The 10,584-nt window shown below is 43.1% G+C and carries 11 protein-coding genes; 6 read left to right on the top strand and 5 right to left on the bottom strand.

Annotation, left to right across the window (positions count from 1 at the left end):
- The 3 genes from JWQ85_RS13830 to ileS form a co-directional block, all read right to left on the bottom strand.
- A partial coding sequence (locus JWQ85_RS13830) for a signal peptidase II (protein WP_299468911.1) occupies positions 1–293 on the bottom strand: 293 nt, incomplete at its 3' end.
- Positions 294–295: 2 nt separating this feature from the next.
- Positions 296–679, bottom strand: a complete 384-nt coding sequence (locus JWQ85_RS13825) for a TraR/DksA C4-type zinc finger protein (protein WP_299468909.1) — start codon at positions 677–679, stop codon at positions 296–298.
- The gene (gene ileS / locus JWQ85_RS13820; RefSeq protein WP_299468913.1) at positions 679–4,068 is read right to left on the bottom strand and encodes an isoleucine--tRNA ligase; all 3,390 of its coding nucleotides are present in this window, start codon (positions 4,066–4,068) and stop codon (positions 679–681) included. Before ileS ends, JWQ85_RS13825 begins: the two co-directional genes overlap by 1 nt.
- A gap of 400 nt (positions 4,069–4,468) precedes the next feature.
- Here ileS and JWQ85_RS13815 point away from each other — a divergent pair, with 400 nt between their 5' ends.
- Positions 4,469–6,118 (top strand): M28 family metallopeptidase, encoded by a 1,650-nt coding sequence (locus JWQ85_RS13815; RefSeq protein WP_299468907.1) that lies wholly within the window; start codon positions 4,469–4,471, stop codon positions 6,116–6,118.
- A 188-nt stretch (positions 6,119–6,306) separates the two neighbouring features.
- Here the strand turns inward: JWQ85_RS13815 and JWQ85_RS13810 are convergent, their stop codons facing one another.
- Positions 6,307–6,957: an HAD-IA family hydrolase gene (locus JWQ85_RS13810; protein ID WP_299468905.1), complete on the bottom strand. Its 651-nt coding sequence runs from the start codon at positions 6,955–6,957 to the stop codon at positions 6,307–6,309.
- 83 nt (positions 6,958–7,040) lie between these two features.
- On the opposite strand from JWQ85_RS13810, the gene JWQ85_RS13805 reads away from it, so the two are divergent.
- On the top strand, positions 7,041–8,579 hold the full coding sequence (locus JWQ85_RS13805) for a CotH kinase family protein (RefSeq protein WP_299468903.1): 1,539 nt from the start codon (positions 7,041–7,043) through the stop codon (positions 8,577–8,579).
- Between the two features lie 21 nt (positions 8,580–8,600).
- On the top strand, positions 8,601–8,789 hold the full coding sequence (locus tag JWQ85_RS13800) for a hypothetical protein (RefSeq protein ID WP_299468901.1): 189 nt from the start codon (positions 8,601–8,603) through the stop codon (positions 8,787–8,789).
- Here JWQ85_RS13800 and JWQ85_RS13795 read toward each other — a convergent pair.
- Positions 8,786–9,562, bottom strand: a complete 777-nt coding sequence (locus tag JWQ85_RS13795; RefSeq protein ID WP_299468899.1) for an SDR family oxidoreductase — start codon at positions 9,560–9,562, stop codon at positions 8,786–8,788. The two genes, JWQ85_RS13800 and JWQ85_RS13795, sit on opposite strands and share 4 nt — an antisense overlap.
- A gap of 135 nt (positions 9,563–9,697) precedes the next feature.
- Here JWQ85_RS13795 and JWQ85_RS13790 point away from each other — a divergent pair, with 135 nt between their 5' ends.
- The 3 genes from JWQ85_RS13790 to recO all read left to right on the top strand — a co-directional run.
- On the top strand, positions 9,698–9,889 hold the full coding sequence (locus JWQ85_RS13790; RefSeq protein WP_299468897.1) for a hypothetical protein: 192 nt from the start codon (positions 9,698–9,700) through the stop codon (positions 9,887–9,889).
- Positions 9,889–10,254, top strand: a complete 366-nt coding sequence (locus JWQ85_RS13785) for a diacylglycerol kinase family protein (RefSeq protein WP_299468896.1) — start codon at positions 9,889–9,891, stop codon at positions 10,252–10,254. The genes JWQ85_RS13790 and JWQ85_RS13785 overlap by 1 nt, the downstream gene beginning before the upstream one ends.
- On the top strand, positions 10,244–10,584 hold a 341-nt coding region (gene recO, locus JWQ85_RS13780), incomplete at its 3' end, for a DNA repair protein RecO (protein ID WP_299468893.1). The genes JWQ85_RS13785 and recO, both read left to right, overlap by 11 nt.

The following is a 10,584-nucleotide window of genomic DNA, read 5'->3' as shown; positions in this document are numbered from 1 at the left end:
TTCATAATGAGCCCGCGGTGATACTTGTGTTTTACCAGGTAAACCAGGCCATAACCAATACCACAAACCGCGCCAATACGAAACAGCGTTAAAATCAGTTTACCAAAATCACCACCCAGTTCAAGGCCCCAGGCCATACCGTTATTTTCGGTATAGTGCAGCATGCCCCGGTTACCCAAAAACTTAATTTCTTCACCTATGTACATGTGTTGCCTTACCCATATCTTAATGATCTGATCGGCAAGAATAATAAGTGCGGCTGTAAGGAAAGGTTTAATGTAAGCTACCTTCATTCTTACTGTTTCAATTTAGCTTCCATGCTTAAAGTAGTGTGCGGCACTACGCGTAAACGTTCTTTGGGTATCAGTTTACCTGTTTCGCGGCAAATACCATAGGTTTTGTTCTCTATACGTACCAAGGCGGCTTCTAACTGCTCGATAAATTTTTTCTGACGGGCAGCCAATTGATTGATCTGCTCTTTCTCTAAAGTGGCCGAGCCATCTTCCAGCGTTTTGTAAGTACCCGCGGTATCATCTGTACCGTTTGAGTTAGGGTTGCTTAACGAAGAAGCTAAGTTATTTAACTCTTCCTTGGCGCCACGTAGCTTATCTAAAAGTAATTGTTTAAACTCTTGTAATTCTGAGTCTGAATATCTGGTTTTTTCGTTTTCTGTCTTCATTATACTTTACTTATAACAATCAATATTTTATTTTCATCAATCAGGACTATGTCACCCTCATTTAACTGTGCATCAAGCACTAAGCTCTCTGCCAGAATTTCGGCGCAAATATAGGATAAATTATTGCTCACTGCATTGTTAATATATGGGTGCTCTTTTACGCGAACATTAATTTTATCCGTTACCTCAAAATTCTTCCCTTTACGCAGGTTCTGTATCCGGTTAATTAGCTCGCGCGATATACCTTCCTGTTTCAACTCTTCGGATATGCTAACATCTAAAGCTACGGTTAGTTTTCCTAAATTTGCAACTTGCCATCCCGGCACGTCTTCGGCTATAATTTCAACATCAGTTAAAAGTATGGAATAAGGTGTGTTGCTTATCGCGATAGTGCCCTCAGCTTCAATCTGAGCTATTTGTTCGGATGTGAAGTTGCTGATAGCCTCGGCCACCATTTTCATATTCTTCCCAACTTTTTGTCCTAAAGCTTTAAAGTTTGGCTTTATTTTCTTTTTAACAAAGCCTGCCGTATCATTAATATATTCAATATTCTTGATATTGGTTTCTGATAATATCAACTCTTTAACCAGCTCAACCTGCTGCTCAAAGTTTTTATTTAAGATAGGCAATAATATCCGGCCCAATGGCTGCCTTACGTTGATACTTACTTTTTTACGTAACGACAGCACCAGCGACGATACATTTTGAGCGATCTGCATCCGTTCTTCCAGCGCCGTATCAACCAGGTCGGCACGATATGCCGGGAAATCAGCTAAATGTACAGATTCAACCGTTTCCTGTTTAGTCGTATTATTCAGATCGCTAAACAAGCGCTCAGCGAAGAAAGGCGCTACCGGCGACATCAACTTGGCGATGGTAACCAAACAGGTATATAACGTTTGATACCCCGATAACTTATCTGCCGAGTTATCGCTCCTCCAAAAACGACGGCGACTTAAACGCACATACCAGTTGCTCAAATGCTCATCCACAAAGTTCTGGATGGCGCGTGTCGCTTTGGTAGGTTCAAAGTCGGCATAAAACTCGTCAACCTCTTTGGTTAAAGTGTTTAGTAACGAAATGATCCAGCGGTCAATCTCCGGTCTGTCGCTTAACGCGATCTCGGCTTCGCTGTAATTAAAATTATCGATGTTCGCATATAGCGCGAAGAAGCTATAGGTATTGTACAGCGTGCCGAAAAACTTGCGGCGCACCTCGTCCAGTCCCTCTAAGTTAAATTTCAGGTTATCCCATGGCGATGCATTGCTGATCATGTACCAGCGGGCGGCATCGGCACCAAATTGTTCAATGGTTGCAAACGGATCGATACCGTTGCCTAATCGCTTAGACATTTTGTTACCATTCTTATCCAGCACCAAACCGTTTGATACAACGTTTTTAAACGCCACACCTTTATTACCAACAAGTTTGTTTATCTCTTTCACTTCGTCGCTGGCTTCGCTTAGCATCACCGCTATGGCGTGCAGGGTAAAGAACCAGCCACGGGTTTGGTCAACACCTTCGGCAATAAAATCTGCCGGGTAGGCAGCAGCAAATTCCTCTTTATTCTCGAAAGGGAAATGCCATTGCGCGTAAGGCATAGCACCGCTGTCAAACCAAACATCTATCAGGTCGGGCTCGCGCAACATGCGTTTGCCGGTAGATGATGCTAATATCACATCATCCACATATGGGCGGTGCATATCTTCCAGCTTAAAGCCTTGCGGCATTAAACCTGCATCAATAGCTTTTTGGATCTCGGCATTCAGTTCTTCTATCGAACCGATGCATTTTTCTTCGGTACCATCTTCCTCGCGCCATATGGGCAACGGGGTTCCCCAGTAACGTGAGCGCGAAAGGTTCCAGTCAACCAAATTTTCCAGCCAGTTCCCAAAACGGCCTGTACCTGTACTTTCGGGTTTCCAGTTAATGGTTTTGTTTAGCGCAACCATTTTATCCTTCACCGCGGTGGTACGGATAAACCAGCTATCTAAAGGATAGTATAAGATTGGTTCATCAGAACGCCACGAGTGTGGGTAGCTGTGCTCATATTTTTTAACGTCGAACGCTTTGTTCTCTGTTTTTAGCTTGATAGAGATCAATACATCAGTTGGTTTGAAACCTTCTGCCGCGCGATCTGCATCTGTGTAATATTCTTCTTTAACATAACGACCTGCAAAATCGGTAACCTCTTCAACAAAGCGGCCTTGTTTATCAACCAAAGGCACTTCTTTACCGTTCTCGTCCTTCACCATTACCGATGGCACGTTGTTTTCCTTACATGCCCTAAAGTCATCCGCACCAAAAACAGATGCGGTATGCACTATACCAGTGCCATCTTCGGTAGTAACAAAATCGGCAGGGATAACACGAAAAGCATTTTTCTCCAGCTCGGCATTGGTTACGTATGGCATTAGCTGCTCGTAGTGTAAGCCAAGCAGGTCGGTACCTTTAAACTCTCTTGTTAAAGTCCAGGGGATAATTTTATCGCCGCCTTTATAATCTTCAAAAGATGCATTCTCGCCTTCGGCCTTAAAGTATTTTTTTACCAGGTCTTTTGCCAATACAACACTAACCGGCTCATAAGTATAAGGGTTAAACGTATTCACCTGCACATAGCTGATGCTTTCGCCAACGGCTAAAGCACAGTTTGATGGCAGGGTCCATGGGGTTGTTGTCCAGGCCAGTATAAATACGCCTACTCCGGTGTCGACACCGGAGTACAAGAACTCCGAATCTTTATCGCGTTTTACTTTAAACTGGGCAACAATGGTCGTATCCTTCACCATTTTATAAGTGCCCGGCTGGTTCAGCTCGTGCGAGCTAAGGCCGGTACCCGATTTTGGTGAATAAGGTTGTACAGTATATCCTTTGTACAAAAGGTCTTTATTGTAAAGCTGCTTTAGTATCCACCAAAGGCTTTCTATGTATTCGTTCTCGTAAGTAACATAAGGATTGTCCAGATCTACCCAATAGCCCATTTTCAGGGTAAGGTCGTTCCAAACATCGGTATAGCGCATTACCTCTTTGCGGCAGGCGTCGTTATATTCCTTAACGGTAATTTTTTTACCAATATCATCTTTAGTGATGCCTAAAGATTTTTCAACAGCTAGCTCAATAGGCAAGCCATGGGTATCCCAACCGCCTTTCCGTTTAACCTGGTAACCTTTAAGGGTTTTATAACGGCAAAAAATATCTTTAATGCTCCGGCCCATAACATGGTGAATACCGGGCATCCCATTAGCGCTTGGCGGACCTTCATAAAAGGTGTACGGCTTACTTGCCGGCCTGCTGCTGATGCTTTTTTCAAATATGCCGTTCTGTTTCCAGAAATCGAGCACTTCTTTGCCTGTTTGCGATAGATTTAACTGCTTATATTCCTTGTACATCAATATGTTCCACCTCAATTTTTAGAGGTTGCAAAAATAGGGAATTTATTATTAATTAAGTATAGTTGGGTGAATTATGACGGTATGATTTTGTTTAATTAACATGGAGTATAGCTTGGATTTAACCGCAGAGGGCACGGAGAAGGAATCACAGAGAACGCAGAGGTTTGAACTCTAAGGTCCGCTTTACTGGGTTGACTCACCCTCTGCCCCTTTTATCCGTTGGCTGAAGCCAACGGCAATGAAACTATTTTCTTCACCCTCTTTGCGCAGCAGAGAGGGTCGACAAGCGAAGCAACGTCGGGGTGAGTAACCCCCCTTGTATAATAATCATTACAATCTCCATACCCTCTGTGGTTAAAAAAACCTTTCTATATTTGATTTACAAATCAATCCCACCATGAAAATCAATTCAGGATTTATAGCTATTGCCGCACTGACTACACTATTAGCCGGTTGCACGGGTAACGATAAAAAACAGACTACTGTAATTGCCGATACCGGCATATCGGCAGATATTAAACAACATATTGCCGTTTTAGCCAACGATTCGCTATTGGGCCGCAAGCCTTTTACCAAGGGCGAGGACAAAACCATTGCCTACATAGCCGCCGAATTTAAAAAGCTGGGACTGGCGCCGGGTAACAATGGTAGCTATTTTCAGGAAGTACCATTGGTAGAAATTACTTCTGCTTCGCAGGATATGAATATCAGCGGCGCGGCAACGGTTGCCCTTAAACCGGGCGTTGATTTTGTTGCCGCCACCCGCCGCGAAGTAGATACGTTAAGTTTAAAGAACTCTCCGCTGGTTTTTGCCGGCTATGGTGTTGTAGCACCCGAATATAACTGGAACGATTATAAAGACATTGATGTAAAAGGCAAAACCGTAATTGTTTTAGTAAACGACCCGGGCTTTAAGGCCGGACAAAAACTGTTTAAAGGTGACACCATGAGCTACTATGGCCGCTGGACCTACAAATACGAAGAGGCTGCAAGACAAGGTGCTGCGGGTGTGATAATCATCCACCAAAGCGAGCCGGCAAGTTATGGCTGGCAGGTGATACAGAATAGCTTTACCGGTGCAAAACTATACCTGCAACAAGCCGATAAACACATGAACCGCTGTATGGTGGAAGGCTGGATGAGTGAAGAAGCCGCAACTAAACTGCTATCATCGGCACATATTACAGGCGATATACGTGCTTATGCGCGTAAGAAAGATTTTAAGGCTGTGGCACTGAATAGCACCGTATCACTATCATTGAAAAACACCCTGAAGTATTCAAAATCGCATAATGTGATAGCCACCTTAAAAGGAACTACCAGGCCCGATGAAACTATTTTATACACCGCCCATTGGGACCACTTCGGCATAGGTAAACCCGATGCCAAAGGCGATAGTATTTATAATGGCGCGGTAGATAACGCGAGCGGTGTAGCCGCGGTACTGGCGGTTGCCAAGAAGTTTACGCAGCAAAAAAATAAACCAAAACGTTCTATTGTTTTCCTTGCCGTTACCGCCGAGGAACAGGGCTTATTAGGTTCGGAATATTATGCTACCCACCCTATTTACCCGTTGAATAAAACGGTTGCCAATTTAAATATCGATGCTTTATCTGATTTTGGCGAAACCAGCAACTTCTCTATCACCGGTAAAGGCCAGAACGATCTGGACGATTATGTTATCCAATTAACCAAAGTAAAAGGCTGGGATGTTGTAGGCGATGAAACACCGGGTTCTGGCAGTTATTACCGCTCAGACCATTTCAATTTCGCTAAAGTAGGCGTGCCTGCGCTTGATCTGCATAACGGATCAAAAAGCATCCAGCGTGGCGAGGAATATGGCAAGGAAAAAGCCAAAGAATACAACGAACAACGCTACCACCAACCGTCTGACGAGTACAACGAGGCCATGGATACAAAAGGCATGGCGCAAACAGCTAACCTGATGTACCAACTGGGCGTTAAGCTAAGCAATGAAACTACTTTCCCCGGATGGAAAAAAGGTTCGGAATTTAAAGCGATCCGCGATAAAGCGATGGCGAAATAATTCGCGTTGGCAAACGCATCAATCGTCTGATTTTTCAACGCAAAAGGCCGCGAAAAGATCCTAAATTTTAAACGAATAATCTTTTTATACCAAAAAACGGCAGATAAAAATATCTGCCGTTTTTTGGTCGTTTCCAGGGCGAATTAAGGACGTTTTTTGGCTATATTTTGTCCCTTTTTTACCGGAAATTATACCTTATCTATCCTTACCCATTGCATACCGGCGGCTTCGGCGGCTTGTACACCGGGTTCGCCATCTTCAAATACCAGGCACTGGCTCGGGTCGACACCTAATTGTTTGGCAGCCGCCAAAAAAGGATCGGCATAGGGTTTGCCATGGGCGGTTTCGCCGGCACAGATCAGCACCTCAACTAAATCACGGATACCCAAAACCTGCAAAGTTTTTTCGACCGAGGTACGGCTCCCACCGGACACTACCCCTATTTTAACCTTGTCAGCATGGTTTATCAGATGATTCACTACATAGTCGATAGGTTGGGTTTGCTCAATGTATTCGCTAAAAAAAACCTTATGCTTGCGGGCGGCAAAATCCACCGGATCAAAGGTGGTATTGTAGCGCTTGTTTATTTCGCCAACAACATTCAATATAGGCAGGCCTGCAAATTCGTCTATTATATCGCCTTCTATTACATAACCATCGTCCGCAGCTACACGGATGTAACTTTCCTTATGCGCGCCCATATTGTCGGCAAGGGTACCATCGCAATCGTATAAAAATGCTTTAAAATTTCCGGATGAAAGCTTTGTTAGGGCCTTATATTTTTGAGTTGATATTTCGTAATCCATTATGGCTGCAAGTATAAATAAAGCTGCAAACATTATTGTAATAGACAAGTAAAACAGGTAGTTAACATTGAATTAACCTTTTTTTAATATCTTGCATAACCATTATATACCCCTTCATGAAAAAAACCATTACCTGCCTGTGCTTATTGCTTTTAGTTTTTGGCTGTAAAAAAGATAGTATAAAACCACCGGTTATCCCTCCGGTTGTCGTTACCGGGCCAGACATTGACTTTAAAATAGAGGCTAAGAACAATACAGGAAAGGTTACTGCAGATGTAACGCTTAGTGTTGATGGCACTAATTTGAAGGGATATACCCCAACTACAGTAACCAACCACAGCTTTATATTAACCTTTAAATTGAAAGACAATGCATCTGTAGTAAAAGTTAAAGATGTAGTACAGGTTAGTGGTGTTACCGCAAATGATTTTAGCAAACCGGTTACTTATAACATAACCGATAGTAAAGGCGCAAGTAAAGATTATATTGTAAGTATTTACAATTTTACCGGCCTGCCTATATTTAATATTACAACGTCGGGCCCGGTGGTATCAAAAGAAGATTATGTTACCGGCAGTATAAATATAAACACCAATGGGCTTTACGTACAGGAAACCAATGATATCGCTTTACAAATAAAAGGGCGCGGAAACTCTACCTGGGGCCTCCATCCAAAAAAACCTTACAGGCTAAAATTCAATTCAAAAGCTAAAGTTCTTGGATTAGCCTCGGCAAAAAACTGGGTGCTGCTGGCCAACTACTCAGATAAAACTTTAATGCGCAATTATATTGCCGACGGCATTGCTCAAAGCCTTAATGGTGATTTTACCCCACACGGCATATTTGTAGAGGTGGTATTGAACGGTGAATACCAGGGCACCTACATGCTTACCGAACAGGTTGAGGTGAATGCAAATCGCGTCAACATTACCGAAATGAAAGCAAGTGATAATAGCGACCCTAATATTACAGGTGGTTATTTATTAGAACTTGACCAACGCCAGGAAGACCCAAACCGGTTTATAACGGCCGCCAACCTGCCATTTACTATAAAAGAACCCGAAGATATAACATCGGCACAATTGGCCTATATCCAAACTTATATACAGGATACCGAGAATGCCATTTTCGCGGCAAACTTTGCCGACCCTGCTAATGGTTACGCTAAGTACATTAATTCCGACTCGTTTATTAACTGGTTTTTGGTGAACGAGCTATTTAAGAACCAGGATGCCGCAAATTTTAGCAGCATGTTTTACTTTAAAGACCGCGGCGGCAAACTGGGCATGGGCCCGGCATGGGATTTTGACCTGGCTGCCGGCAATGTTGATTATAGCGATGCCACTAACCCTACTGGCTGGTGGGTAAAAGGTGGGCCATGGTTTAGCCGACTGTTTCAAGATCCGGCTTTTGCTGCTAAAGTTAAAACCCGCTGGCAGTTTTTAAAAGCTAACGGCATACCGGCTATGTATAAAAACATTGATGACACGCAGGCTTACTTAACCCTGCCTGCTAAAGAAAATTTCACTAAATGGAATATATTAGGCACTTACGTGTGGCCTAACCCAGTTGTATTAGGAACTTACCCTAAAGAAGTAGAGCAACTTAAAAAATGGCTTACGCAACGCGTAGCCTGGCTGGATAGTAATTTGTAATAGTATGTTTAACTTTGCCGCATGAAAACTAAAGTTTACCTGCTGATATTTGCCGGGATAATAGCAATATCGCTGGCAGTGTTCAGTTTACTAACCGTTAACCCCAATAATGAAAGCTGGAGCAGCCTTGCCCTGGGTGCGGTTGTTGGCTGTATACTGGCATTTGGCTTGCGCTTCTTAAAAAAGAAAAAACCGGCTGGCAAAGTTTAATAAATATTACGCCCGGCACCTCCATCAACCTGTATAGTTTGCCCGCTGATATAGGTGGCCTGCTCTGATGCCAGGAAGGTTACCAGCGCTGCCAGTTCTTCGGGTTTGCCAACGCGCCCCAGCGGGATACTTTTGGCCTTTTCCTTAATAGCCGCGTCTGTGTCAACATCTTTTGGCAGGGTGTGTTTAATTCTATCGGTAAGTATCAGACCCGGCGCCACATTGTTTACCGTAATGTTATAAGGGCCAAACTCATCTGCCATTAGCTTTGCCATACCTATTACCCCCATCCGCATAGCGGTAGAGAGTACCGAATTGGCCAATACCGATTTTACCGAGCCGCTTATAATATTAATGATACGCCCGCTGCCTGTTTTTTGCAGATGCGGTAACACCAGTCTGCTGGTACGTGCCATGCTTAGCAGGTTCAAATCAAAAGCCTTTTGCCATTGCTCGTCATCAAAGTTTTCAAACTTATCAAAGGGTGGGCCGCCCGCGTTGTTCAGTAAAATATCTATCCGGCCAAATGCGGCGGCAGCCTTATCTATAAATGCTGTAACCTGCGCTGCATCAGATACATCAACCGTTATGGCTACAACATCATTACCGGTAAACTGTTTAATTTCGGCAGCGGTTTTATTCAGCGCCTCTTCATCGCGCGAGCCAATAATAACTTTCGCGCCTTCGGCAGATAATGCCATGGCGATAGCTTTGCCTAAACCCTTGCTTGCAGCCAACACAATGGCCACCTTGTTATTCAGTTTCAGATCCATTTTATTATAATGCTAAATTTTAATGCTTGTTAGTTAATACTGTAAAGCATGTGTTACCCGTTGCTAACATAAATAAAATATCTTTGTACTAAGCTAAACAAGCTTTAGCTGCTCATTTATAATATAAATTTAAGCATGAAAAATCAGGTTGCCCGTACTTATTTATTACTGGGGATGGCCCTTATACTATTTGCATCGGCAGAGTTATTTGTAGGTCCTGGCAAAATAAAGGATATATTAAACGGAGCTTCCGCAGGTTTTGGTTTGGCCGGCTGTGTCAGTTTTGTTATACTATTAGTTGAGAATTTTAAACAACGCAAAGCCTAATGAAAAAATTTATCCTGAGTGTTGGTTACGCATTAAAGGGCCTCGGGTATGCCTTTACCACACAGCTAAATTTCAGGATCCAGGTTTCTATCGCGCTGATAGCGATTGCGATGGGAATCTATTTCAACATTAGCACCAGCGAATGGCATTGGATAACCCTTTGCATTGCCATTGTGTTAATGATGGAACTTTTTAATACCGGGATAGAAGCATTTGTAGATTTGGTATCGCCGGGTTACAATAAACTGGCGGGGCATGTAAAAGATATAAGCGCGGCAGCTGTATTAATAGTAGCCATATTTACAGTGGTAACAGGTTTAATTATTTTCTTACCCAAAATTTTACTATTAATCCATGCTGCATAAAACCCGTGGCATAGTATTTAAAACCACCGATTACAGCGAAAGTAGTGTTGTGGTACAGATCTTCACCGAGAAGTTTGGTTTGCAATCGTACATTATTAACGGGGCAAAAAAACCGAAAGCCAAAATAAGCCGTAATATGCTGCAGCCACTTCACCTGGTTGATATGGTAGTTTATCATAAAAGTAATGGAAACGTGCAACGCATAGCCGAACTTAAGAATTCGCCTACGCTGCAAACCATCCCTTACGATGTAATAAAAAGCTGCATTGTCATGTTCCTGAACGAGGTGCTATACAAAGCCGTAAAGCAGCAAACGCCTGATGAAACCAT

This window comes from Mucilaginibacter sp., assembly GCF_028288105.1.
In the GTDB taxonomy this organism is placed as follows: Bacteria; Bacteroidota; Bacteroidia; order Sphingobacteriales; family Sphingobacteriaceae; genus Mucilaginibacter.
The sequence above is the reverse complement of the archived record's forward strand: the minus strand, read 5'-3'. Positions and strand labels throughout refer to the sequence as shown.

What these genes read in the sequence shown, in the direction of transcription:
- JWQ85_RS13800 (WP_299468901.1), top strand. Translation starts at nt 8,601, where the DNA reads ATGAAAACTAAAGTTTACCTGCTGATATTTGCCGGGATAATAGCAATA.
- JWQ85_RS13795 (WP_299468899.1), bottom strand. Translation starts at nt 9,562, where the DNA reads ATGGATCTGAAACTGAATAACAAGGTGGCCATTGTGTTGGCTGCAAGC.
- JWQ85_RS13810 (WP_299468905.1), bottom strand. Translation starts at nt 6,957, where the DNA reads ATGTTTGCAGCTTTATTTATACTTGCAGCCATAATGGATTACGAAATA.
- JWQ85_RS13790 (WP_299468897.1), top strand. Translation starts at nt 9,698, where the DNA reads ATGAAAAATCAGGTTGCCCGTACTTATTTATTACTGGGGATGGCCCTT.
- JWQ85_RS13805 (WP_299468903.1), top strand. Translation starts at nt 7,041, where the DNA reads ATGAAAAAAACCATTACCTGCCTGTGCTTATTGCTTTTAGTTTTTGGC.
- JWQ85_RS13785 (WP_299468896.1), top strand. Translation starts at nt 9,889, where the DNA reads ATGAAAAAATTTATCCTGAGTGTTGGTTACGCATTAAAGGGCCTCGGG.
- ileS (WP_299468913.1), bottom strand. Translation starts at nt 4,068, where the DNA reads ATGTACAAGGAATATAAGCAGTTAAATCTATCGCAAACAGGCAAAGAA.
- JWQ85_RS13825 (WP_299468909.1), bottom strand. Translation starts at nt 679, where the DNA reads ATGAAGACAGAAAACGAAAAAACCAGATATTCAGACTCAGAATTACAA.
- JWQ85_RS13815 (WP_299468907.1), top strand. Translation starts at nt 4,469, where the DNA reads ATGAAAATCAATTCAGGATTTATAGCTATTGCCGCACTGACTACACTA.